Annotated in this window: 19 protein-coding genes; 6 read left to right on the top strand and 13 right to left on the bottom strand. The window is 64.6% G+C overall.

Annotated features, from left to right (window positions below; genetic code table 11):
* Positions 1–212: 212 nt before the first annotated feature.
* From F1735_RS36525 to F1735_RS15040, 3 genes are all read right to left on the bottom strand, one after another.
* Positions 213–1,319 (bottom strand): TonB-dependent receptor domain-containing protein, encoded by a 1,107-nt coding sequence (locus tag F1735_RS36525; protein ID WP_373888528.1) that lies wholly within the window; start codon positions 1,317–1,319, stop codon positions 213–215.
* Positions 1,316–2,812 (bottom strand): TonB-dependent receptor plug domain-containing protein, encoded by a 1,497-nt coding sequence (locus F1735_RS36520; RefSeq protein WP_373888527.1) that lies wholly within the window; start codon positions 2,810–2,812, stop codon positions 1,316–1,318. The genes F1735_RS36525 and F1735_RS36520 overlap by 4 nt, the downstream gene beginning before the upstream one ends.
* 163 nt (positions 2,813–2,975) lie before the next feature.
* Positions 2,976–4,700 (bottom strand): ABC transporter substrate-binding protein, encoded by a 1,725-nt coding sequence (locus F1735_RS15040; protein WP_167237689.1) that lies wholly within the window; start codon positions 4,698–4,700, stop codon positions 2,976–2,978.
* Positions 4,701–4,851: 151 nt separating this feature from the next.
* On the opposite strand from F1735_RS15040, the gene F1735_RS15035 reads away from it, so the two are divergent.
* The 3 genes from F1735_RS15035 (at position 4,852) to F1735_RS15025 (ending at position 9,240) form a co-directional block, all read left to right on the top strand.
* Complete coding sequence (locus F1735_RS15035; protein ID WP_167237688.1) at positions 4,852–6,090, top strand: nucleoside recognition domain-containing protein; 1,239 nt, start codon at positions 4,852–4,854, stop codon at positions 6,088–6,090.
* A gap of 2 nt (positions 6,091–6,092) precedes the next feature.
* Positions 6,093–7,562, top strand: a complete 1,470-nt coding sequence (gene dacB, locus F1735_RS15030) for a D-alanyl-D-alanine carboxypeptidase/D-alanyl-D-alanine endopeptidase (RefSeq protein WP_167237687.1) — start codon at positions 6,093–6,095, stop codon at positions 7,560–7,562.
* A gap of 427 nt (positions 7,563–7,989) precedes the next feature.
* Positions 7,990–9,240, top strand: coding sequence for a Fic family protein (locus F1735_RS15025; protein WP_229505789.1), 1,251 nt, complete (start codon positions 7,990–7,992; stop codon positions 9,238–9,240).
* Between the two features lies 1 nt (position 9,241).
* Here F1735_RS15025 and F1735_RS15020 read toward each other — a convergent pair whose 3' ends face one another.
* From F1735_RS15020 to F1735_RS14975, 10 genes are all read right to left on the bottom strand, one after another.
* Positions 9,242–9,643: a GNAT family N-acetyltransferase gene (locus F1735_RS15020; RefSeq protein ID WP_167237685.1), complete on the bottom strand. Its 402-nt coding sequence runs from the start codon at positions 9,641–9,643 to the stop codon at positions 9,242–9,244.
* Positions 9,644–9,936: 293 nt separating this feature from the next.
* Entirely contained in the window at positions 9,937–10,548 is a 612-nt protein-coding gene (locus tag F1735_RS15015) for a M15 family metallopeptidase (RefSeq protein WP_167237684.1), read from the bottom strand.
* Positions 10,545–11,351: a LysR family transcriptional regulator gene (locus F1735_RS15010; protein ID WP_167237683.1), complete on the bottom strand. Its 807-nt coding sequence runs from the start codon at positions 11,349–11,351 to the stop codon at positions 10,545–10,547. Before F1735_RS15010 ends, F1735_RS15015 begins: the two co-directional genes overlap by 4 nt.
* Before the next feature lie 11 nt (positions 11,352–11,362).
* The gene (locus F1735_RS15005; RefSeq protein WP_167237682.1) at positions 11,363–12,157 is read right to left on the bottom strand and encodes an N-acetylmuramoyl-L-alanine amidase; all 795 of its coding nucleotides are present in this window, start codon (positions 12,155–12,157) and stop codon (positions 11,363–11,365) included.
* A 76-nt stretch (positions 12,158–12,233) separates the two neighbouring features.
* Positions 12,234–13,175: an N-acetylglucosamine kinase gene (locus F1735_RS15000; RefSeq protein ID WP_167237681.1), complete on the bottom strand. Its 942-nt coding sequence runs from the start codon at positions 13,173–13,175 to the stop codon at positions 12,234–12,236.
* A complete protein-coding gene (locus tag F1735_RS14995; protein ID WP_167237680.1) occupies positions 13,172–14,731 on the bottom strand; it encodes a glycoside hydrolase family 10 protein in 1,560 nt (519 codons plus the stop codon). Before F1735_RS14995 ends, F1735_RS15000 begins: the two co-directional genes overlap by 4 nt.
* An 85-nt stretch (positions 14,732–14,816) precedes the next feature.
* Positions 14,817–15,941 carry an acyltransferase family protein gene (locus tag F1735_RS14990; RefSeq protein WP_167237679.1) on the bottom strand — a complete coding sequence of 375 codons (1,125 nt, stop codon included), beginning with the start codon at positions 15,939–15,941 and terminating at the stop codon, positions 14,817–14,819.
* Positions 15,938–17,209, bottom strand: coding sequence for an MFS transporter (locus F1735_RS14985; protein WP_167237678.1), 1,272 nt, complete (start codon positions 17,207–17,209; stop codon positions 15,938–15,940). The genes F1735_RS14990 and F1735_RS14985 overlap by 4 nt, the downstream gene beginning before the upstream one ends.
* Before the next feature lie 91 nt (positions 17,210–17,300).
* Positions 17,301–18,182: an N-acetylmuramic acid 6-phosphate etherase gene (locus F1735_RS14980; RefSeq protein ID WP_167237677.1), complete on the bottom strand. Its 882-nt coding sequence runs from the start codon at positions 18,180–18,182 to the stop codon at positions 17,301–17,303.
* Positions 18,183–18,254: 72 nt separating this feature from the next.
* Positions 18,255–18,995, bottom strand: a complete 741-nt coding sequence (locus tag F1735_RS14975) for a GntR family transcriptional regulator (protein ID WP_167237676.1) — start codon at positions 18,993–18,995, stop codon at positions 18,255–18,257.
* A 361-nt stretch (positions 18,996–19,356) separates the two neighbouring features.
* Here F1735_RS14975 and F1735_RS14970 point away from each other — a divergent pair, with 361 nt between their 5' ends.
* From F1735_RS14970 to F1735_RS14960, 3 genes are all read left to right on the top strand, one after another.
* Positions 19,357–20,592 (top strand): D-amino acid dehydrogenase, encoded by a 1,236-nt coding sequence (locus F1735_RS14970; protein WP_167237675.1) that lies wholly within the window; start codon positions 19,357–19,359, stop codon positions 20,590–20,592.
* Positions 20,593–21,193: 601 nt separating this feature from the next.
* Positions 21,194–21,619 (top strand): YchJ family protein, encoded by a 426-nt coding sequence (locus tag F1735_RS14965; RefSeq protein ID WP_167237674.1) that lies wholly within the window; start codon positions 21,194–21,196, stop codon positions 21,617–21,619.
* 12 nt (positions 21,620–21,631) lie between these two features.
* Positions 21,632–23,239, top strand: coding sequence for a carboxyl transferase domain-containing protein (locus F1735_RS14960; RefSeq protein WP_167237673.1), 1,608 nt, complete (start codon positions 21,632–21,634; stop codon positions 23,237–23,239).

Here is a 23,239-nt window from a genome sequence, read left to right as displayed (position 1 = left end):
TTGCTCGTCCTGGGTAAGCACAATCTCCGTCGCAATTCGCATTAGCTTTCTCCTGGTTGATGCACAAGAATAGCGCCTCATCCGCGATATTTCAATACGAAGCACTGAGAATGCAACACTACACTAGGGGGCATGCATGCTTTCAACTTTCAACGTTCAACTTTCAACTTTCAAGCATGCGGCCGGCGCGCAGCCCCCCCCCGCCCGGACCATCACAGGAACTTGTAATTGGCCATCAAGGTCAGCGAACGCCCGCGCGGGTCGGCCACGCGTGGTTCCCACGAGCTGCCGGCCCCGGTATTGCCGTCGTAGGCGATGGCGAATGGCGGATCCTGGTCGAACAGGTTTTTGATCCCGACCGTCAAGCTCAGGTTTTTCACACCAGTGTAGCTCAGGCTGGCATGAAAAATCGAGTACGCGTCCACTTTAGGCTGGTAATTGGACGGCACGATGCGTCCGCTGGCCACGCCCGGCAGCACCTGGTCGGTGTAGCCGCTGCGATACACGTTCTGCAACATGGCGCTCCACGGCCCTTTGGCGAAGGTGAGGTAGGCGGTGTGCTTCCACTTCAGGCCGAGGTCGCCCGTAAAGCTGAACACGCCGACTTCATCCTTGCTGTAGGGCGCCGTTTCCAAGGGCTTACTCTTTTTCTTGAGCAAGTAGGAACCATCCACGCCGGCCGCCCAGTTGCCGGCCCACAGCTTGCCATTGCTGCGGGCGCCGACTTCGATGCCGCGCGTAATCGCCGCGCCCGTGTTGAGCCAGCGCCGGTCGATCGCGACCAGGTTGCCGGCGGCATCGCGCGCGAACTGGTCCTTGAACAGTTCGTAGTTGGCCAGCATGAGCGGCAGGTCGACTTCCTTGATGGTCTCGAAGCGCCGCACTTCCCAGATGTCCATGTTGGCCGAGAAGCGCGCGGACGGCTCGAACACCACGCCGACGGTGCCCTGCTTGGAGGTTTCCGGCCCCAGCTTGGCCTTGCCGCCGGTGTAGATGAGCGGGCCGATCGATTCGCAGCCGGGACGGGTGGTGTCGACCTTGCCGCTGGCGCACTTGCCCGGATCGGCCAGGTCCTTGCCGGCGTAGGTCGATTCGGTGATGCCGTTGAATAACTGGTTGAACGAGGGCGCACGGAAACCTTCGTTATACGAACCACGGAACAGCCACTGCGTGGTCGGCTGGTAACGGAACGATACCTTGGGATTGAGCGTGTTGCCGAAGCCCGAATAATGATCCTGGCGCGCCGCCACGGTGATGTCGAGTTCCTTGGTGAGCGGCACCAGCACCTCGGCGTAGAAGGCGCGGATGTCGCGGCTCACTTGCGGCAGGACATTGACATCGTCGAACGGCGCGTTGAGGATGGCTCGGCGATGTTGCGCAGGTCGCCGTTGAATGTGTATTCTTCCTTGCGGATATCGGTCCCCACGGCGGCCATGATGGGGCCGGCCGGCAAGGTATAGACCTCGCCCGAGAGCGCGGCGTCGAAGGCGCTCAGGGTGGTCTTGCCGCCGTACAGCACGACGCCGGCGGCCGAAGCGTTGCGGATCAGGTCGAGCGCCTGCTGCGACTGCTTCTCGCCGGCTTTCAGGAAGGGGTTGATCAAGCCGCTGCCGAGCGCGGCCGCCAGCGGGGCGGTGTAGCTGTAGCCCTTGCCCAGGGTCGATTCGGACTCGCTGGTGGCGCGCGCGGCGCCGACCTTGTAGTCAAGCTTGCCGATCTGGCCGTCCGCGCCCAGTTGCAGGCGGCCGGCACGGCTTTCGGTGGCGATTTCGCGGTCGCCGCATTCCATGCAGCGCCAGCGGTAGGCGATCGGCAAGCCGCGGTTCGCTTCGATCGAGGGGAACTCGGCCACCAGCGCGTTGAACACCTCGTTATAGGCCGCGCCGGTGCTCGGATAAAACGAGCTGGCCGGAAAGGTGGCCGCGTTGGGCGAGACCTGGTTCGGCGAAAAGCGCTTGGCGACCTCGGTTTTGGCGCCGACCAGTTCGGCAAAAAACTCGTGCCCGCCACGGCGCATGGTGGCGCGCGTGACGAAGTTGCTGTTCTTGACGAGCTGCTGCAACACGGCCGCGCGGCCGGTATCCCAGGCGCAGCCGAGGCCGCCCGACGGGGTGTCCCACAGCTTGTCGTCGTAGGCGCCCATGCCGTCGATCGATGCGCAGCCGGCGCCGCCCGGCAAGTCGAGCAGGCTGACGCCCGAATAGGCTTGCGTGGTGCCGCGCCGCAGCGGTCCGGTATTGCTGCCGCGGCTGAAGATGGTGTTGCCGAGGCTGGTCGCGAAGACGTTGGCGAAGGGCGTGCCGCGCGTGTCGACCGAGACGCCACGGTCGGGCTGGAAGGTATTGACGAAGTCGCGCTGGTCGCCGCGCAAGGCCTTGTTTTCGCCGGTGGACAAGGCGAACAGCAGATTGAAGCCCTGTTCCTGCAAGTCGCCGAAGCCGCCCGTGGCAACCCTGCGGCCGTTGAGCAGCACCAGGGTGCTGTCGGCGCCCTGGCCGCGCAGGTTGGCCGAGGATGCGCCGTTGTTGCCGCGCTGCGAGCCGGAGGTGACGTCGGCGTTGCTGGCGAGGTTGTCGGAACCGTTGCCGTTGATGTTCAGGGTGGCGATCAGTTGCTCGGCGTTGACGATGCCCTGGGCTTCGATTTGCTTGCGCGAAATCACCTCGACCGGCAGGGCGCCTTCGCGGGCGATCCGCTTGATGCTGCTGCCAGTGATGTCGACGCGCGCCATGGGCTGGTCGGCCGCCTGCGCGGCGGCGCCGCCGGCCACGCACATCAGGGCGATCGCTTGCGCTAGCTTGCCTGACTTCACGGTTTCTCCTTGGGTTTTCTCATGCACTGCGTGCATACATTACTATTCTTGGCAAGACGTCATGAATCGGACGAGCCTACGCGCTGCGCGCTGGACCAGCCAATGAAATTTCCTGAAGCAACTATAACTTCATGGAATGGCTGGCGCCGGTATTCATCTTGCATTACCGGGCCATTTTACTGGCGCGCCGGCGCTGTTCCGGATCGATGTCGAGGTAGCGCCAGGTGGTGAATTCGACAGGATGGCGCTTGTAGTTTTTTAACCACGGATGTTGCAGGTCGGCAGAGAGCGGGTGGCTCAGCGGCACCCACGGGTTGTAGGCGTGGATTAATTGATTCATCTCGCCATAAAGTTTCTGGCGCGCCGGCGAGTCGCCCAGCAGGCGTGCCTGTTCGTAGCGCTCGTTATAGGCCGGCAAGTTGAAGCGCGCATAGTTGGCGCGGCCACGGTTGGCGCCGTACAAGAGCTGGTAGAAGTTGTCGCCATCCGGGAAATCGGCGATCCAGTTGCTCTCGAACATTTGCACCTTGCCCAGGCGGGAGGCTTTGATGATTTCTGTCTTCTTGTCGGTCCGAAACACCACGCGCAGGCCGATGGCGTTCAGGTTCTTGCGCCACAGCTCGTCGCGCAGGCGCCCGCCGACGGTCGCTTCGCTGTGCATGGTCAGTGTGACAGGCTGGCCGTCGGGGCCGCGCCGGAAGCCGTCCGGGTCGCGCTGGCGGTAGCCGAAGCGCTCCAGCAGCGCCTGCGCCAGCGCCTTGTTGTACGGCACCGGCGTGCGGTAGGCCGGATCGTAGCCGAGCACGTTCGGCGGCAAGGGCGACTCGGCGCGCAGGGCGAAGCCTTTCTTGAGCAGGCCGATGTCTTCCGCGCTGTCGTAGCTGAGCGCAATCGCGCGGCGCAGGGCGACCTTGTCCTTGCCGTAGCCGCCCAGCAGCGGGTCGTCCATGTTCATCCACATATAATAAGTCTGCAACACTGGAAAGCGGGTCAGGACGATGCCGCGCGCGGCCAGTTCCGGTTTCAGGCGGCCGTCGCGGATCACCATGTCGGTCAGCGATTCGGGCACCTGCTCCAGGTAATCATATTCGCCGCTCAAAAATCCCAGCATGCGTCCCTGGAATTCCTCGGCGATGCGCACCTCGACCTTGTCGATCAAGGGCAGGCGCTGCCCGTGCCGGGTCAGGCCCCAGTCGCGGTTGGCCAGCAACACGATCTTGTCGCTGCGCTTCCACTCGCCCAAGCGAAACGGGCCGCTGCCGACCGGATGGTTGCCGGCCTGGCCCGGATAGGCCTCGATCACCTCGCGCGCCACCGCGCTTGACGCCGGCATCGCCAGGTAAAACAGGAAATTCCTGTCGGGGGCGGACAGGGTGATGCGCAGGGTGTGGCGGTCCAGGGCCTGCAAGCCGGCAATCCCGGTAGTGTCGCTGAACGCGCCCTTGAGCGCGGCGTCGCCCTTGAGCTTGCCTTCGAACAGGAACAGCCAGGGCGACTTGAGGGCCGGGTCGTACAGGCGCTTGAGACTGTAAACATAGTCGGCGGCCGTGACTTCGCGGCGCTGGCCCTTGAAGGCCGGATCGGCGCCGAACAGCATGCCGGGACGCAGGCGGAAGGTGTACACCAGGCCGTCCGCGCTCACCTCGGGCAGCGCCAGCGCGGCATTGCCGCCCAGGGCCACCGGCCGGGCCGCGTAGTCGTAGCGCAGCAGCGGGTCGAACAGGTTTTCAAGCAGGCTCAGGGTGGCGATGTCGGACGCCACCGCCGGGTCGAGCCCGGTTTCGCTGGTGGTCAGCAGGGTATGCAGGACTTTCTCGGCCGCATGCGCGGGCGCGCCGAGCAGCAGCAGGGCTGCAACGCTGGAAGCTATCAGGCGGCGAATCGTCATGGCAAGTCCTCGTGGTCCGGTGCGTATGATAGGCCAAGGCGATGCCTGCCGGCTTTTTACATAGCCAAGCTGCATGGTTTGCTTAAATCGCGGTAACCTGCGCCTATACTCTCGCTGAAACACCGGCTCCCTAACGCGAAACGATGACGACATGGCATTAAATTACATCTGGTCCGGCTTTTTCCTGGTCGGCTTCCTGGCGGCGCTGGCGCAGTGGATTTTCCTCGGCGACACCGAGATTTTCAAGAAGATCGTCGACGGTACCTTCGACTCGGCCAAGATGGCGGTGATGGATATTGCCCTGCCCTTGGCCGGAGTGATGACCTTGTGGCTCGGCATCATGAACATCGGCGAAAAAGCCGGCGCCATCGGCTGGCTGGCCAAAGTCATCTCGCCCTTCTTCTCGCGCATCTTTCCCGATGTGCCGAAAGACCACCCGGCCACCGGCCACATGGTGATGAATTTTTCCGCCAACCTGCTCGGGCTCGACAACGCCGCCACGCCGTTCGGCCTGAAGGCCATGGAAAGCTTGCAAACGCTCAATCCCGACAAGGATACGGCCAGCAACGCCCAGATCATGTTCCTGGTACTGCACACCTCCGGGCTGACGCTCATTCCGCTGGCCATCATGGCCCAGCGCGCGATTCTCGGCGCCAAAGACCCGTCCGATATCTTTATTCCCTGCATGATCGCGACCTATGTGGCGACCTTGACCGGCATCATCGTGGTGTCGATCAAGCAGCGCATCAACCTGCTCAACCGCGTCGTGATTGGCTGGCTGGGCGGGATGACGGCGGCCATCTGCGCGCTGATCTTCTTTTTCACCAACTACCTGAGCAAGCCGGAAATCGAACTGGTTTCGCGCGTGTCGAGCAACCTGATTTTGTTCTCGATCATCATCATCTTCATCCTCGGCGCCATGCGCAGGCAGGTCAACGTGTATGAAGCGTTTATCGAAGGCGCCAAGGGCGGCATCCAGACCTCGCTGACCATCATTCCCTACCTGGTCGGGATGCTGGTGGCGATCAGCGTGATCCGCAATTCGGGCGTGCTCGGCTTTGTGGTGCGCGGGCTGGAATGGATTTTCATCCACCTCGGGATGCCGACCGAATTCACCCCGGCGCTGCCGACCGCGCTGATGAAGCCGCTCTCGGGCAGCGGATCGAAGGCGATGATGATCGACGCCATGACCACCTATGGCGTCGATTCCTTCGTCGGGCGCCTGGCCTGCATCTTCCAGGGCTCGGCCGACACCACCTTCTACATCGTGGCGCTGTACTTCGGCTCGGTGGGCATCCGCAAGACGCGCTACGCGATTTCGTGCGGCCTGATTGCCGACTTTGCCGGCATCGTCGCGGCCATCTTCGTCGCTTACCTGTTCTTCGGCTGACTATGAATATCAAGACGCTGCGTCCCCTCGCCCTCGCCGTGCTGCTGGCTTTTTCACACGCCGCCAGTGCCCAGTTACCGGCGCCGGTCAGCCAGTTGCTGTTCGATGCCAACATTCCGGAAGACGCCATGAGCGCGCTGGTGCTGCGCGGCGACACGACACTGCTGTCGCACCTGGCCGAGCGTCCGCTCAATCCGGCCTCGACCATGAAGCTGGTGACCACCATGGTCGCGCTCGACCAACTGGGGCCGGCGTTTCGCGGCCGCACCGAACTGCGCAGCGGCGCCAGCATCAGCGGCGACGTGCTGCGCGGCGACCTGGTGCTGCGCGGCGGGGCCGACGCCGATTTCAGCGGCGAGGTGCTCGAACGCATGCTGCAAGCGCTGCGCAACCAGGGCATCCGCAAGATCGACGGCCGCCTGGTACTGGACCGCCAGTTGTTCAACCCGGCCCGGCTTGATGTCGGCGCGCCACCGTTCGACGAATCGCCCGAGGCCTACACCAACGTGATTCCAGACGCCTTGATGGTCAACAAGAACATGCTCGAACTCGACCTGCGCTCGGGCGCCGGCACGGTGGCGGTGGCGGCGACTCCGGCGCTCGAGGGCGTGACGGTGAGCTCGGCCATGACCCTGGTCGACGCCGACTGCGGCAGCTGGGCCAACGGCTGGAAGCAGCCTGACGTGCAGCGCGACCGGCTTGGCAAGATCACGGTCGTTCTCAAGGGAAGTTTTCCGAAACACTGCGCCAAGTCCTACCGGGTCAACGTGCTCGACCGCCAGGATTACCTCGACCGCCTGTTGCGCGCCACCTGGCATCGCCTGGGCGGGGTGCTGGTGGGCGACACGGTCGAAGCGGCCAGCCCGCCGGCCACGCGCCTCTTGGCCGAGCACGTCTCGCGCACCCTGCCCGAGATCGTACGCGACTACAACAAGAGTTCCGACAACACCCTGGCGCGCACCGTGTTCCTGACCCTGGGCAGCCTGGAAGCCGATCCGGTGGCGGGCAGCCGCCCGCTGGCGGCCAATCCCGGCGAAACCACGGTGGCGCGCGCCGACCGTACCGTACGCGACTGGATGCGCGCGCGCGGCATCGACGATGCCGGGCTGGTGCTGGAAAACGGCTCGGGCCTGTCGCGCATCGAACGCATCAGCGCGGTGCAGATGGGCGGCGTGCTGCAGGCGGGGCTGCGCAGCAACTGGTCGCCGGAATTCATCAGCAGCTTGCCGATCGCGGCGGTGGACGGCACCCTGCGCCGGCGCCTGGCCGACAGCCCGGCGGCCCAGCGCGCGCGCCTGAAAACCGGGACCTTGCGCAATGTGGTGGCGGTGGCCGGTTATGTGCGCGATGCCGGCGGGCAGCAATGCGTGGTGGTGGCCATGATCAACAGCGAGTTGATCGGCAACGGCAAGGGCCGCGCGGTGCTCGATGCGCTGGTCGACTGGGTGGCGCGCTCGGGAGGGCCGAATTAAGGCGGCAGCGGTCTTGTCCCAACATGGTCGTGATTTACCACGACCTCAGCTTACGCCGGCAGGAACGATTAAGCCGTAACTCGGAACTATGGGCCGATACTATGTGATTTGAGCCGATATACGGAAATTTGAGCCGATTCCGAGAAATTTGACCCGATACTGACAATTTTGAGCCGATACGCTGAAATTTGAGCTGATTCTACGAAATTTGGGCCGCTGTTGAAGAAAAATGAGCCGATTTTGATGAAGCTGGCTCAAATTTGGGTAGAATCGGCCCATAGATCGCACCAAAATGCTAAGTAAAGATCATCTGACCCCGGAAGCTCTGCTGCAAGCCTTAGGCAACATTGCCACGGCTGGGAACGAGTACGTCTCATCGTCCCAGCTGGTCAACGCCACTGGCTCAAGCAGGTCTACGGTGAAAAGAATGTTGTCGCGACTGGCGGCAGCTGGCAAGGTCGAGGTATCGAGCAAGGGCCGCGCAACGCGATATCGCCGGCTGACAAGCAGTGCTCCTGTTGTCCCTGAACAGGCGACAACACCAATGCCGGCCAGCGCCATTTTCACCGCCGCCGGTCCCCGCTGGAGCGCCGCCAGCCTGCAGCTCCGGCAACAACTGGCACGGCCTGTGGCTGCACGCACCCCCGTCACGTATCGCCGGGAATTTGTCGACAACTACAAGCCCAACGATACTTTCTTGCTGTCTCCTGAACTCGCGGACGAACTGGTTGCGCTCGGCCACCTCCCCGGCCGGCTTCCGGCGGGAACGTATGCCCGTAAAGTGCTGGAGCAATTGCTCATCGACCTGTCGTGGTCCTCCTCTCGTCTCGAAGGCAATCGCTACACCCTTCTGGATACGGAGAGGCTGTTCAAAAGCGGCGCTGCCGCGACCGACAGCGACGCCATCATGCTGCTCAATCACAAAGCGGCCATCGAGTTCATTGTGGAGGCGGTTCCCCTGCAAGGACTCAACACCCGCCTGGTGTGCAATGTGCATGCCGTACTCATGCACGATCTCCTGGTCGATGCTGCCTCACTCGGCACAATCCGCACGAAAGTAGTCAACATCAGCGGCAGTACGTATATTCCGCCCCAAGTCCCGGCAGTGCTGGAAGAGATGTTCGAGCGCATCATCGTGAAAGCGCAGCAAATCAAGAATCCTTTGGAAGCATCCTTTTTCCTCTGGGTAAACCTGGCGTACCTCCAGGCTTTCGAGGACGGCAATAAACGCGTGAGCCGGATCGCCGCCAATATTCCGCTGATGCTGTATAACCAGGCGCCATTGTCGTTTCTGGATGTGGACCGTGAGGATTATGCGCTGGCGATGATGGGTGTGTATGAGGCGTGCGATGTCTCGATGGCGGTCGACCTCTTCGAATGGACCTATCGGCGCTCCCAAACCAAATACCAGGCCGTGGCGGGAGCCCTGGATGCGCCAGATCCGTTCCGCGTGAAGTATCGCGAAGCACTCAGCGAAGCGGTGGGATCGGTGGTCCGACGCCGTCAACCAATGACGGAGGCAATAGCTTCCCTGGAATTGCCCGCCGAGGACGCGCCAAGGTTCCAGGAATTGCTCACGCAGGAACTCAATATCCTGGCCGATTTTAACTGTGCGCGATACCGGCTCGGCATGAAAGAAACCCAAGCCTGGATTGAAGAAGGGCGCCCTGGGCGGTAGCTCAGTGCTCGGTACCGGCGTAAATCCACATCGGCGCGGTGCGGCCAGCGCGCTCAAAGCCCAGCGATTCGTAGAAGGCGATGGCGTCGCCGTCGGCTGTGAGCATCTGCTGGTGAAAGCCGGCGTAGTGCGCGCACAGCGCCTGCATCATCAGGCGTCCGATACCTTTGCGCTGGTGCGCCGGATCGACCAGGAAATGCGGATAGTAGACCACCATGTGGCCATCCGAAATGGCGTTGCCGATACCGACCAAAACGCCATCTTCGCGTGCGGTGACCAGGCTGTGCGAGTTGCGCAGCGCGGCCATCAGCTGCTCGGGCTTGTCGGCCGAGGACCATTCATTGGCGCGGTACAGGGCGATGACTTCGGCTTCTTGGATCTGGTCGTTCAGGCTGATTTTCATCGTTGGTGACAGGCGTGTGCCAGGGGTTGGAAATGTTCAATCGTAACAGGCGGCGCGATCGCTTATCCGGGCGATGTGCAAAATCCCGTTTCAGGCAATTGAATACTGTTCGATTGCGGTTCGTACGGGACTGGCGGTGTTGAAGTTTGCGGCCATCAGCGCGTTCGATGTAACGCTGGTAACTTGTACCGAGCTTTTTTCCTCGTGACGTTTTCTGCCGACTTCAGCTCATTCATTCTCAGCTTGGAACCTAACTGACCGCGCCGCCCCTACGCTCGCGCCTGCCTGCCTGATTACAGCACGCGCTGGAAGGTTTGCCGCACCCAGTCGCGCTCGCCATAATCGAAATGCCACCATTCGCTGGAGATGCCGGCAAACCCGGCCTGCGCCATCGCGGCGCGCAGCAATTGCCGGTTTTCCACATGCAGCGGCGTCAGCTCGCCGCGCGCCAGCAGCACGTCTTCACGCGCCGGATGCGAACGTTCGCTCATGTCGTCAAACCCCGTGCCCATGTCGAGTTCGCGCCCGTGCTCATCGAGAATGGTGATGTCGAGCGCCATGCCGAACGAGTGGATCGAACCACGCTCGGGCGGCGCCAGGTACATGCGCAGGCCGGTGCCGTCGAGCGCGTCCCACAGCGCTTCCTGCACCCGCTGCGGGCGCAGCGCATCGAGGATCAGCGCGGTGCAGCCGGGCCGGCGGGACCCCAGCCAGGCCACCACTTGTTCCAGCGCGGCAGCGGCCTCGACATGCAGCCAGGCGCAATCGAACGGCGAGTACAGGTCGCGCCCGGTGAAGTTATCCACGCCCGCGTAGCGCAGGTCGACGGCAATCCTGCCGATGCTGGACAGATGGCGGAAGTCGGCGCATTGACTTAGCTGTTCAATCGGCAAGCCGTCGATCATGGCGCCACTCCACGCGTCAGGCATTGGCGCGCCGCCGCACCGATGCAAGCGACCAGGGCACGGGCGCCGTGCGACAGCGGCGCGTTGCTGGCGGTGAGCAAAAACAGCTGCACGGGAATCGGCGGCGTCCAGGCGCGCCGCTGCACCCTGGCGTCCTGCGCCGACGCCGCCGTGAACGGATCGACCACCGCCATGCCGGCGCCCGCCTCGACCAGCGAGCGGGCGATCTGGTAAGTCTGCACCACCGTGTGGAACACCGGATGGACGCACGCGTGCTCGTCCCAGCTGCCAGCCGGGGCAATGACCGTCATCACGCCCCCGGCCAGCGCTTCGGCCACGATGCCGGGGTGGCGCGGGTCTTGCAGCGACAGGGCCAGGTCGGCTTCGCCCAGGCGCAGGGTCTGGACGATCTCGCTGGTGTGGTGCGTGCCGAGCTCGCAACGCGTGTGCGGAAACGCCTTGCGCCACACCGTCATGGCCTGCGGCAGCACACTGATGGCAATCGTCGGCGTGGCGACAAGGCGGATGGTGTCGACCGCGCCACCCTTGAGGCTGGCGGCGAGGCGGCGGATGCCTTGCAGGTCGCGGTGCAGTTTTTCGGTTTCGGCGAACAGGCGGTGCGCCTCGGGCTTGCGATAGAGCTTGCCGCGCACGCGCTCGAACAGCGGCATGCCCAGTTGCAGCTCGCAATGCTGCAAGACCTTGGTCACGGCCGGCTGCGAAATGTGCAGCACCTGGGCCGCGCCGCTGATCGTGCCCACCTGCATGATGGCGTGGAAGACTTCGATGTGGCGCAGGCGCATGGCGGGCGTGCCTATGCCGCTGGCTTGATGGCGGGCGCCGTCAGGGCATCGAGCAGGGCCGCCGTTTCGGCGTCCGGCGCGCCGTCGATGGCGACCGGGCGGTATTTCATCTGGAAGGCGGCGATGACGTTGCGGGTCGCTTCGTCGAGCAGGCCGGTCTGCGGCACCGCGTAGCCGACCGTGGCCAGGCGCGCCTGGAACCAGGCGACGTCGGGCAGCATCAGCTCGTACACGGGGCGCGCGGCGGCCACTTTGGCGGCGTCGGGCCAGGCCACCAGGCCGTGCCGGGCCAGCTGGTCCCAGGGGAACATCGGGCCGGGGTCTTGCTTGCGCTGGGGGGCGATGTCGCTGTGGCCGAGGATGTTTTCTGGCGGGATGTTGTGGCGCTTGACGATGTCTTGCAACAGCACGATCAGGCGCTCGACCTGGGCTTGCGGGAAGGGATACCAGACGCGGCCGCTGGGGGAGTCGGTGAAGCCGGGGTTGACGATTTCGATGCCGATCGAGCTGCCGTTGAGCAGGGTGTAGTTTTTCCAGTTCGATACGCCGGCGTGGTTGGACTGGCGCGTTTCGTCGACCAGGCCGTAGACCACGGGGACCGTTTCGTCGGTCAGCAGGTAGTGGCTGCTCACCGTTTGCTGGCTCAGTACCTTGATCGATTGCGGCAGGTTGATGGCCGTGTAGTGCAGGACCACGAACTTGACGCGGCTGCTCTGGCCCTTGGCCGAGTAGCTGTGGTCGATGGCGGGGCCGGTGGCGCAGCCGGTGAGCAGGGCGATCAGGAGGGCGGCGAGCAGGGTTTTCATCGGCTAGTCATATGGAGGTAAAAGTTCAAGTTCCCTCCGTCGTTCCCGCGCCAAGGCGGGAATCCAAGTTTCACGCTCAGTTGCTGGCTGCGCTACGAACTTGGGTTCCCGCCTGCGCGGGAACGACGGGGGTGGCGGCTAAACGCGCCGCTGCATGATGAGCGCGGGCTGTCGTTTGCGTCAAGCTTATCGTATCCGGCAACTCGGCGCGCATCGTGTTCACAATCAGCGGATGCAGCGTGGCGGCGCGGCCGGCCAGCACCACCGGACGCGCGCCAAAACGCGCCGTCAAGGCCCGCGCCAGGCGCGCCAGTTCGCGTCCCGCTTCTCGCAACATCGCGGCCGCGACCGGATCGGCCTCGGCACTGGCGGCCACCGCCAGCGCCAGCCGCCCGACCGCGCCGCGCTCCTGTCCATACATGAACTGGCGCGACAGCGCCCAATCGTCGCCGCCAATCTGCGCAAACATGGCCTGCGCCATCGGCGAGGCGCGCCAGCGGCCCGGTTCTTCATCCTCGTTGCGCCAGATGTGGCGCAGCGCCTCGCGCGCGATCCAGAAACCGCCGCCGCCGTCGTCCAGGATCACGCCGCGTCCGCCGGCACGCTGAAATACGCCATCGGCATCGATAAAGGCGCCGATCGAGCCGGTGCCGGCGTACACCAGGTAACCTTGGCCCGGCGCAAAACTGGCCAGGTAAGCGATTTCGATATCGCTGCTCAGCAGCACCGCGCCGGGCGCCAAGCCGAGCGGCGCGGCCAGCCATTGCCGCAACTGGGCGCCATCGCCGCCGAAACCGGTCAAGCCGGCGCGCACTGCCCGCGGCTGGCCGTGGACCAGCACCGCGGCGGCCAGCGCGGCAAAACTGGCTTGCACGCTGGCGCGGCCGTCGCTACTGCCCATCTGCAAGGCCGACAAGCCGGCCAGCTCGCCCTCGGCCACGATGGCGCCATCCGGCCCCGCCAGCGCCCAGCGCGTGCAGGTGCCGCCGGCGTCGATGCCGAGGCCGAGTCCACTCATGGCTTGAGGACCGGAACGCGTTCGCTTTCGTTACCGAGGCGGTCGACCGCGCTGACGAACACGGCGCTGGCAGGGCCGTGCTTGAGGTCGTCCGGCACGGTCCAGTCGGCACGCGAAGCGGGCACCACGGCAAAGCGCCATTCGCCGCCGTGGCGCGACCAGATCGCGTACTGCGCGTTCGACTTGCCGGCCGTGAGCTTGAGCGCCACGCCATTGCCCTCGCGCCGCGCCGTTACCGTCGGCACGCCGGGCGTGTCGTTGCCCAGCCATGGGGAAGCCGGCACCAGCGCCGGGGCAATGTAGTGGCCGGCCTTGAGCTGGTCGCTCAGGCCCTGGCGGTTTTCCATCAGCGCCACCATGCTGAAATGCACGTGGCCGCCGGCGCCCGCGCGGCTGCGCGTGACGCCGATCTGTTGCACGATTTCCCTGGCCGGAAAACCCTTGGTGGCGGCGCCGATGCGGCTGGTGAACAAGCCCGGCCAGATGTGGCGCCGCTTGCCGTTCTGCGCCACCCAGTAGTCGAGCAGCACGTCGTAGGCTTGCGGCGGCTGGGCAATCGACCAGTACAGCTGCGGCGACAGGTAATCGAGCCAGCCGTTGGCGAGCCACAGCTCGGCGTCGGCATAGAGCTTGTCGTACTGGCTGAAGCCGACGATGCCTTTCGGACGGCGGTCCGGCCGGCCGATGCCGAACGGGCTGATGCCGACCCGCACCCAGCTTTTCTCGCGGTGGACGCCGCTGTACATCGCTTCGATCAGCTTGTTGACGTTCTGGCGCCGCCAGTCGGCACGCTCGAGCTTGCCGCCGGAAAGCAAATAGCGCTGCCAGGCCGGCTGGTCGGGAAACTCCAGCTCGGCCTTGGGCACGTAGGCGCCGTCGAGCGCGGCCGTTTCCGCGCCGCTGGCGCCGGGCGCTTCGATCGGGTACGGATAAAAATAGTCGTCCAGGTGGACGCCGTCGATGTCGTAGCGGCGCACCACGTCGAGGATCACGTCGAGCGTGTGTTTCGACGCCGATTCTTCGCCCGGGTCCATCCACAAAAAGCGCCCGTAGGCTTTCACGGCGGCTGGATTGGCCTTCGAAATATGATCGTGCGCGGGCGCCGACTTGGCGGTGGCGTGGCGCGCGCGGTAGGGGTTGAACCAGGCGTGCAATTCCAGCCCGCGCGCGTGGGCTTGGGTCACCCAGAACTTGAGCGGGTCGTACCAGGGCTGGGGGGCCTGGCCCTGGGTGCCGCTCAGGTACTCGGTCCACGGCTCCAGCTTGGATGGATAGATGGCGTCGGCGCTCGGACGCACCTGCAGCACGATGGCGTTCAGGTTCATCGCCTTGGCGCGGTCGAGGATGGCGATGGCCTCGGCCTGCTGTTTCTCGGCCGACAGGTTGGCGCGCGAGGGCCAGTCGATATTGGCCACCGTCGAGACCCAGGCGGCGCGAAACTCGCGCGGGGCCACCGGCGGCACGGTCTCGCTGCCGCCCTGGATGGTGGCCGGGCTGGGCGCCACGCCATATGCCCCGCCCGGCGCCACCGGCTTGTCCGTGGTACACGCTGTCATCAAGCCGCTCAGCGCGATGGCGCCGGCTACCCCTGCTCGCGCAAATGCGCGTCTTGTCCTGTTCGGCTGCAAACCATTCCCCAATTTAAACTTTTACAAACCACTTCTTGCGCCACATGGTCCATGCGATCAAGAACATTGCCGCATTAAACAGCAGAGCATAAAGCAAAGAGCTGTTGACAGGCGACACGCCAAGCGCCGTCACCTGTGCATACAGGCGCGCCGCCAGGGGCACGCCGCCGGGCGCGATAAAACCCAGCATTTTAGACACCAGCCCGGAAAAGGCGAAGATGAACAGCGCATTCATGCCGTAAATGATGAGCGGCGTGCTCCAGCGCGCCGCCTTGCCGCGGATGGCGGCGTGCGGATTGGCGTCGAGCAGCCAGTAAAAACTGGAAAACACGATCAGCGCCCAACCGGTCATGAACAGGCAGAACGAGGGTGTCCACAGGCTTTTGTTGATCGGCATCAGGATCACGTCGAGCATGGCACCGGTCCACAGCAGCGCCAGGCCGGCCAGCAGCATCCAGACGGTCTGTTCGGTGCGCGAGTGGCCGGACAACAGCCAGCGCCCCGCCAGCACGCCCAGCAGCTCGCTGCACAGGGCGGGAATGGTCGAGAGCAAGCCTTCCGGGTCCCAGGTTTTGGACTGCGGCCACAGGTGGCCGTCCAGCAGCAGGCGGTCGAGGTAAGCGCCGAAGTCCTGGCCCGGTTCGAGCACGCCGGCGCCGATGCCCGGCACCGGCACCCACAGCATCAGCACGCTGTAGAGCGCCAGCAGGCCGATAATCCACAGCACTTGCTGGCGCCAGCTGAAATACAGCACGATGGGCGCGGCCAGCAGGGTGCAGATGGCGATCCGTTGCAGCACGCCGGGGATGCGCACGGTGGACAAGTCGAACCCCGGAATCAGGTTCAGCGCCAGGCCGATCAGGAAAATGATGCCGGCGCGTAGCGCCAGTTTGCGCAGCAGGGCCGGCTTGTCGGCCCCGTCGGCGGCCAGGCGGCCCAGCGAAAACGCCATCGAGACCCCACCGATGAACAGGAAAAACGGAAAAATCCAGTCGGTGAAGGTCCAGCCGTGCCAGTGCGCATGCGCCAGCTGGGAATACAGATGGCTCCAGTCGCCCGGATTGTTCACCAGGGTCATGGCCGCGATGGTGAAACCGCGGAAGGCGTCCAGCGAGGCGAGGCGGGCTGGGGCCGTCATTGCTCGGTCTTCTTGCCGAATTCAGGATCGATCTTCACCAGCGCCGCCATGATGAAGGCGGGAATGGTCATCAGGCAGACGTAGATGAAGAAGTGCTGGTAGCCCAGGTATTCCTGGATCTTGCCGCTGAACATGCCCGGCACCATCATGCCAAGCGCCATCAGCCCGGTGCAGAGGGCGTAGTGGGCGGTTTTATGTTCGCCTTCCGAGACCATGATCATGTACAGGAGCATGGCGGTGAAACCGAAGCCGTAGCCAAACTGTTCGAACGCGATGCTGGACGCGACCAGCACAATGTTTTGCGGCTGGACGGTAGCCAGGTACACAAAAACAATGTCGGGAATATGCACCGCAAATACCATCAGCCACAGGCAGCGTTTCAAGCCGTGGCGTGAAATGAGGTAGCCGCCGAGCAGCCCGCCCAAGGTCAGCGCAACCACGCCGATGCCTCCGTAGACCGTACCGATATCTTCGACCGACATGCCCAGCCCGCCTTTGGGAACGGGGTCGCGCATGAAGGGAAGCGCCAGCTTCAGCAATTGCGACTCGCCCAGGCGGAAGGTGAGGATGAAACCGAGGATCAGCCAGATATCGCGCTTGCGGAAAAAGGAGACGAAGGTAGCGACAAATTCCTTCAGTCGGTTTTCGCCGGTCACCGTCTTGTCTTCCGCCGGACGCACCAGGGCACGGCTGTGGTAGGCGAACAGCGCGATAAACAATGCCGCCAGCACGAAGAACACGACCGACCAGGCAAAGCCGACATCGCCGGTACGTTTGGCCAGCCTGCCGGCCAGCCCGGCCATGGCGGCGCCGCCGGCGAGGGTGGCGATCCGGTAAAAGGTGCTGCGCACGCCGACGAAGGCGGCTTGCTGGTGCTGCTTCAGGCCCAGCATATAAAAGCCGTCGGCCGCGATGTCGTGGGTGGCGGAACAGAAAGCCATCACCCACAGCACCGCCAGGCTGAGCTGGAACCAGCCCGGCAGGTGCATGGTGAAGCCGACCGCAGCCAGCGCGGCGCCGATCAGCAGCTCCATCGAAATGATCCACCAGCGCTTGGTGCGCACCATGTCCACCAGCGGTGACCAAAGCGGCTTGATGACCCAGGGCAGGTACAGCCAGCTCGTGTAAAAGGCGATGTCGCTGTTGCTGACGCCGCGCTCCTTGTACATCAGGACCGACAGGGTCATCACCACCACGTAGGGAATGGCCTGGCCGAAATACAGGGAAGGCACCCACAGCCAGGGGCTTCTGTCTTGCTTGGTTTGCATCGCAGTTTGCATCGCGGTTCGTATTATTCTTTCGTGATCATGCAGGCAGGGCGGACCGCTGGCGCCGGGCCGCGCAGGTCACGGGATGGGCTCAAGCGGCCAGTGCGTCGCGCACGCTGCCGCGCGCGCGCTCTAGCAAGGCCCTGGCCTGGCCGATACTGGTTTTTTTGGTCAGGGCCACGATGGCGACCTTGACATGGAAATCGCATTGTTCCAGCACCGCGCGGGCGGCGGCCTCGTCGGCGCCAGTGGCAAACATCGTCAGGCGGACCGCGCGCAGCACCAGCTTGGCATTGCTTGGTTTCAAGTCTACCATCAGGTTGCCGTAGACCTTGTGTAAACGCACCATCAGGGCGCTTGAAAAGGTGTTGAGGGCGATTTTCTGCGAGGTGCCGGCCTTTAAACGGGTGCTGCCGGAAATGACTTCGGGACCGGTGTCGAGCGTGATGCCGATCTGGGCGCCGCGCACCACGGGCGCGTCCGGATTGTTGGCGAAGCCGACCGTGAGCGCGCCGGCGTCGGTGGCCGCTTGCAGCGCGCCCAGCACGTAGGGGGTGGCGCCGGAGGCGGCCAGCAGCAGCACCACGTCGTCGCGTCCGGGATTGAAGGCGCACAGGTCGGCCGCGCCCTGGGCGCTGTCGTCCTCGGCGCCTTCGACGGCGACAAACATGGCGTCGATGCCGCCGGCCAGCAGCGCCAGCGCACGTTCGTGCGGCCAGGAAAAGGTGGGGTACAGTTCGACGCTGTCGAGCATGCCGAGGCGGCCGGAGGTGCCGGCGCCCACATACATCAGGCGCCCGCCGGCCTCGATGCGCGGCAGGGCGGCCGTGACGGCGGCGGCGATCTGGCCTGAGGCCGCCCGCACCGCGCGCACGGCATTGAACTGGTCGTCGACCAGGGCGTTGACCAGGTCGGCGGTCGGATACTGGTCGAGGGCCGCATGCTGGCCATCGGGCGTTTCGGTATTCAACATGGCCACTCCGGGATGCTGGGATGCGGCCAGTGTAATGCCAAAGGACTAGCGTTCAGTATGAAAAGAATCGCATCAGGCGACGCGCCGCATCTCCGCCACGAAGTCGTAATGGTCGCTGCGGCAATACGAATGGGTCAGCTCGACCGCCTGGCCCGATTCCAGGTAGCCCACGCGCGTGATGTACAGCACGGCCTGGCCTTCCGGCACGCCGAGCTGGCCGGCCAGGACGGCGCCGGCGTTCATGGCGCGGATGTGCTGCAGCGCGCGCACCGGGGTGTGGCCGGTGGTGGCCAGGTGCTCGTACAGGGAATTGCCGACCGCCTCGGGCCTGGGCAGCACGCTGGCGGGAATCACGCTCACCTCGTAGGCCATGACCACGTCGTCGGCCAGGCGCAGGCGTTCGAGGCGGGCCACACGGGCGTTCGGCGACAGGCCCAGGCTCAGTTGCTCGTCGGCGGAGGCGACCACCAGCGAGCGGCTGAGCCACTGGGAACCGGGACGGTAGCCGCGCTGCTGCAACTGTTCGGAAAAGCTCGACAGGTTCGACAGCGGCTGCTCGATGCGCGGCGCCACGTAGTTGCCGGAGCCGCGGCGGCGCACCACCAGGCCCTGCTCGACCAGCTGGTCGATGGCCTTGCGGGCGGTCACGCGCGAGACGTCGAGCTGCTCGGACAGCAGCCGTTCGGACGGCAGCGCCTGGTCGACCTGGTAGCGCCCGTCGCGCACATCCTGGATCAGCTTGCGCGCCACTTGCATGTACAGCGGGGAATTGTCGTTCGAATCGACCTTGAAATCGGTGTGGGTAGTGCTCATTACGGTTCCGCTCATGGTCATGGTCCTGTGCTGCTCCGTCATGCCGGCGCGCGCGATAGTGTAGTCGCAATGCCGCTGCCGGTCAGTATGCGCCAGTATGAAATTATTCACCGCGCGCATATCAGCACCTTATAGCTGGCGGCAAAATAGTGTGGCGCTGGTCGTACATTCTAGCCTGATTGGGTGGCCGGCTCCCGCGCCGCGCCGGAAATTTTATGCCGTGCCGCCACAGGCGCCAGAGTTCTTATTTCATCGACAAGACTCATGAGCGGCGGTTATGGGTGCGGCCGCAAGATTCATTGGCGCAGGCGGCGCCCTGTGCGTAAGCTGGTGCGATGAGTACAACGAAGGACGGGGCGGCATGCGCGAGGTGATCGTGATCGGCGGCGGGGTAGTGGGACTGGCGTCCGCCTGGTGGCTGGCCGAGGCCGGCTTCGGCGTGACCCTGCTCGAAGCGAGCGCCGAACTTGGCGCGGGCGCGAGTTTTCGCAACGGCGGCCAGCTCAGTTATCGCTACGTGGCGCCGTTCGCCGACGCCGGGGTGCCGCTCAAGGCGCTGCGCTGGCTGTTGCAAAAAGATGGTCCGCTGCGCTTCCGGCCCGAGGCCGACCGCCGCCAGTGGCGCTGGCTGGCGCAGTTCCTGGCGCATTGCAATGCCGGCACGCACCGCCGCACCACGACGCGCCTGCTTCAACTGGGCGAACTGAGCCGCACGGCGATGGAACGGCTGGACGGCATCCTGCCTAAAGAAGAGTTCGCCTGGCGCGAGGCGGGCAAGCTGGTGGTGTACCGCTCGCCCAGGGCCTTCGACGCGGCGGCGCGGCTAGCTGCGGGCGGCGAGGTGCTGTCGGCGGCCGAGTGCGTGGCGCGCGAACCGGCGCTGGCGGCGGCGCAGGCGGTGCTGGCCGGCGGCATGTTCAATCGCGGCGAAGCGGTGGCGGACTGCCATGCGTTTTGCGTGGGGCTGGGGCAGCGCCTGCGCACGCATCCGCGTTTTCGCGGGGTGGTGCGCGGCGACGCACGCGGCTTCGTGGTCGAGCGCGGCAAGGTGCGCTGGCTCGATACCAGCACCGGCATGCTGGCGTTTGATGACTTCGTGCTGGCGGCGGGCATCCGCAGCCGTACCCTGGCGGCCACGGCGGGCATGTACCTGCCGCTGTATCCGCTCAAGGGCTACAGCCTGTCCGCGCCGGTCCGGCCCGGGGACGTGGCGCCGGACATCAGCGTGACCGACTTCGAGCGCAAGGTGCTGTACGCGCGCATCGGCGGGCAGTTGCGGGTGGCGGCCATGGTCGACCTGGTGGGCGAGGATGCTTCGCTCGACGCGGGGCGGATCGCGGGCCTGCTGCGCCAGGCGCGCGCGACGATGCCGCAGGCTGCCGATTACGGGCAGGTCAGCGCCTGGGCGGGGCTGCGTCCGGCCACGCCCGGCAGCGCGCCGATCATCGGGGCCACGCCTTTGAGCAATCTGTGGCTGAACGTGGGGCACGGGCCGCTGGGGTTCACGTTTGCGTGCGGGTCGGCCAGCATATTGGCCGCTGTGATGCGGGGAGAGGCGCCGCCGGTCAGCCTGGAGGGGCTTGGATTGCGCGCTTGAGCGGCCGCGTTGACGAATGGTTTTTCAAGCTCATCCCAGGTCGCCTTGCCCGCCTTCACGGCGTCGATATGGTCGTACAAAGCCTGCGCTTCCGGCGGGGTTGGGCGGCCCACGGTCGCAGCCAGAAGCTCGGCAATGCCGGAGTCATCCAATTGACGCATCAACCTCTCCCGCAAGCTGGCGTTGGCGCCGTTGGGATTGTCGTGGAAACGTCGCAGCTTTCCACTGAGTTTGCGCTTGGACGAGATGTGCGGCGCCTGACGTGCTTGAGCAGGAAAGCGATTTTTACGCAGAGTCGTTTTTTTCATGGCAAGTGCTCCCATAGTGCATCGACTTCAGGATCGTCATCCGCATCCTCGGCAGGATCGGGATCGGAAACCGTCAACTCGAATTTTCCAGTTGGCATAACAATCTTTCAAACTGCAAGTTACAAGGAAGCGGAACCAAGCGCGTCCCACAATGTGGGTCGACAGAGTGCCGGCATACAATACGCTTCTTCTGAGCCAGGGCGATGCGCGCGTGCACACGCAAAGGCGCACGTCATCCCATCGCCGCCGGCAATATGGCGGATAATTGCAAGATTCCGTTTTTGCAAACCAACATGCCTTCTCCCTCCACCTGCCCCTGCGGCGGCGCCACCTTCGCCACTTGCTGCGCCCCTTTCCTGGCGGGCGAGGCCGTGCCGCCGACGGCCGAAACCCTGATGCGCTCGCGCTACAGCGCCTACACCCTGGGCAATGAAGCCTACCTGCGCGCCACCTGGCACCCGAACACCGTGCCGGCCGATCCCATCGTCGGCGAAAACGAGCAAACCCGCTGGCTGGGACTGGAGATTAAATCTGCTTTACGTTTACGTAAACGTCAAGCAAACCTGCTAGAATCGCCGGACGCCGATACCGTAGAATTCGTCGCCCGCTACAAGATTGGCGGGCGTGCGCACCGCCTGCACGAAGTGAGCCGTTTCGTTCGCGAGACCCACGATGGCGTGGCGCGCTGGTACTACCTGGACGGCAGTTTCCCGGACTAAAAAAGGATCGCAATGCCCCACATCGACAGCAAACTCAATCCGCGCAGCGACGACTTCAAGGCCAACGCCGCGGCCATGCAACGCATCGTCGACGACCTGCGCGCCAAGGTCACGGCAGCCGCCGCCGGCGGTGGCGACGCCGCCAGCGCCAAGCATGTCGCGCGCGGCAAGCTGCTGCCGCGCGACCGCGTGCAGATGCTGCTCGATCCCGGCACGCCCTTCCTCGAATTGTCGCAACTGGCCGCGTACGACATGTACGACGGCGCCGCGCCGGCCGCCGGCATCATCACCGGCATCGGCCGCGTATCGGGCCAGGAGTGCGTGATCGTCTGTAACGATGCCACCGTCAAGGGCGGCACCTACTATCCGATGACGGTCAAGAAGCACCTGCGCGCGCAGGAAATCGCCGACCAGAACAAGCTGCCCTGCATCTACCTGGTCGACTCGGGCGGCGCCAACCTGCCGAACCAGGACGACGTGTTCCCCGACCGCGACCATTTCGGCCGCATCTTCTTCAACCAGGCCAATCTGTCGGCCAAGGGCATCCCGCAGATCGCCGTCGTCATGGGTTCCTGCACCGCCGGCGGCGCCTACGTGCCGGCCATGAGCGACGAGTCGATCATCGTCAAGGAACAGGGCACCATTTTCCTGGGCGGCCCGCCGCTGGTGAAAGCGGCCACCGGCGAAGTGGTCACGGCCGAAGACCTGGGCGGCGGCGACGTCCACACGCGCCTGTCCGGCGTGGTCGATCACCTGGCGCAGAACGACCTGCATGCGCTGTCGCTGGCGCGCACGATCGTGTCGAACCTGAACCGGGTCAAGCCGGCCCAGATGGCGCTGCGCGAATCCGTCGAACCCAAATACGCGTCCGAAGAACTGTACGGCGTCATTCCGGTCGATACCCGCAAACCGTTCGACGTGCGCGAAGTCATCGCCCGCATCGTCGATGGCAGCGACTTCGACGAATTCAAGGCGCGCTACGGCACCACCCTCATTTGCGGCTTCGCCCATATCTACGGCGTCAAGGTCGGCATCATCGCCAACAACGGCATCCTGTTTTCGGAGTCGGCCTTGAAGGGCACGCACTTCATCGAGCTGTGCTGCCAGCGCAAGATCCCGCTGGTGTTCCTGCAAAATATCACCGGCTTCATGGTTGGGCGCAAATACGAAAACGAGGGCATCGCCCGCAACGGCGCCAAGATGGTCACGGCGGTCGCCACGGCGGCGGTGCCGAAGTTCACGGTCATCATCGGCGGCAGCTTCGGCGCCGGCAATTACGGCATGTGCGGCCGTGCGTTCTCGCCGCGCTTCCTGTGGATGTGGCCCAACGCGCGCATCTCGGTGATGGGCGGCGACCAGGCCGCGTCGGTGCTGGCCACGGTCAAGCGCGATGGCATCGAGGGCAAGGGCGGCCAGTGGTCGCTTGACGAAGAAGCCGCCTTCAAGCAGCCGATCAAGGACCAGTACGAACACCAGGGCCACCCTTACTACGCCACCGCGCGCCTGTGGGACGATGGCGTGATCGATCCGGCCGATACCCGCATGGTGCTCGGCCTGGGCCTGTCGGCCGCCCTCAACGCGGAGATCCCGGACACGAAGTTCGGCGTCTTCCGCATGTAA

Origin of the sequence: Massilia genomosp. 1, from assembly GCF_011682185.1 — a bacterium.
Classification (GTDB): domain Bacteria; phylum Pseudomonadota; class Gammaproteobacteria; order Burkholderiales; family Burkholderiaceae_D; genus Telluria_A; species Telluria_A rubra.
The sequence above is the reverse complement of the archived record's forward strand: the minus strand, read 5'-3'. Positions and strand labels throughout refer to the sequence as shown.

What these genes read in the sequence shown, in the direction of transcription:
- F1735_RS15040 (WP_167237689.1), bottom strand. Translation starts at nt 4,700, where the DNA reads ATGACGATTCGCCGCCTGATAGCTTCCAGCGTTGCAGCCCTGCTGCTG.
- F1735_RS15035 (WP_167237688.1), top strand. Translation starts at nt 4,852, where the DNA reads ATGGCATTAAATTACATCTGGTCCGGCTTTTTCCTGGTCGGCTTCCTG.
- dacB (WP_167237687.1), top strand. Translation starts at nt 6,093, where the DNA reads ATGAATATCAAGACGCTGCGTCCCCTCGCCCTCGCCGTGCTGCTGGCT.
- F1735_RS15025 (WP_229505789.1), top strand. Translation starts at nt 7,990, where the DNA reads ATGTTGTCGCGACTGGCGGCAGCTGGCAAGGTCGAGGTATCGAGCAAG.
- F1735_RS15020 (WP_167237685.1), bottom strand. Translation starts at nt 9,643, where the DNA reads ATGAAAATCAGCCTGAACGACCAGATCCAAGAAGCCGAAGTCATCGCC.
- F1735_RS15015 (WP_167237684.1), bottom strand. Translation starts at nt 10,548, where the DNA reads ATGATCGACGGCTTGCCGATTGAACAGCTAAGTCAATGCGCCGACTTC.
- F1735_RS15010 (WP_167237683.1), bottom strand. Translation starts at nt 11,351, where the DNA reads ATGCGCCTGCGCCACATCGAAGTCTTCCACGCCATCATGCAGGTGGGC.
- F1735_RS15005 (WP_167237682.1), bottom strand. Translation starts at nt 12,157, where the DNA reads ATGAAAACCCTGCTCGCCGCCCTCCTGATCGCCCTGCTCACCGGCTGC.
- F1735_RS15000 (WP_167237681.1), bottom strand. Translation starts at nt 13,175, where the DNA reads ATGAGTGGACTCGGCCTCGGCATCGACGCCGGCGGCACCTGCACGCGC.
- F1735_RS14995 (WP_167237680.1), bottom strand. Translation starts at nt 14,731, where the DNA reads ATGACAGCGTGTACCACGGACAAGCCGGTGGCGCCGGGCGGGGCATAT.
- F1735_RS14990 (WP_167237679.1), bottom strand. Translation starts at nt 15,941, where the DNA reads ATGACGGCCCCAGCCCGCCTCGCCTCGCTGGACGCCTTCCGCGGTTTC.
- F1735_RS14985 (WP_167237678.1), bottom strand. Translation starts at nt 17,209, where the DNA reads ATGCAAACCAAGCAAGACAGAAGCCCCTGGCTGTGGGTGCCTTCCCTG.
- F1735_RS14980 (WP_167237677.1), bottom strand. Translation starts at nt 18,182, where the DNA reads ATGTTGAATACCGAAACGCCCGATGGCCAGCATGCGGCCCTCGACCAG.
- F1735_RS14975 (WP_167237676.1), bottom strand. Translation starts at nt 18,995, where the DNA reads ATGAGCACTACCCACACCGATTTCAAGGTCGATTCGAACGACAATTCC.
- F1735_RS14970 (WP_167237675.1), top strand. Translation starts at nt 19,357, where the DNA reads ATGCGCGAGGTGATCGTGATCGGCGGCGGGGTAGTGGGACTGGCGTCC.
- F1735_RS14965 (WP_167237674.1), top strand. Translation starts at nt 21,194, where the DNA reads ATGCCTTCTCCCTCCACCTGCCCCTGCGGCGGCGCCACCTTCGCCACT.
- F1735_RS14960 (WP_167237673.1), top strand. Translation starts at nt 21,632, where the DNA reads ATGCCCCACATCGACAGCAAACTCAATCCGCGCAGCGACGACTTCAAG.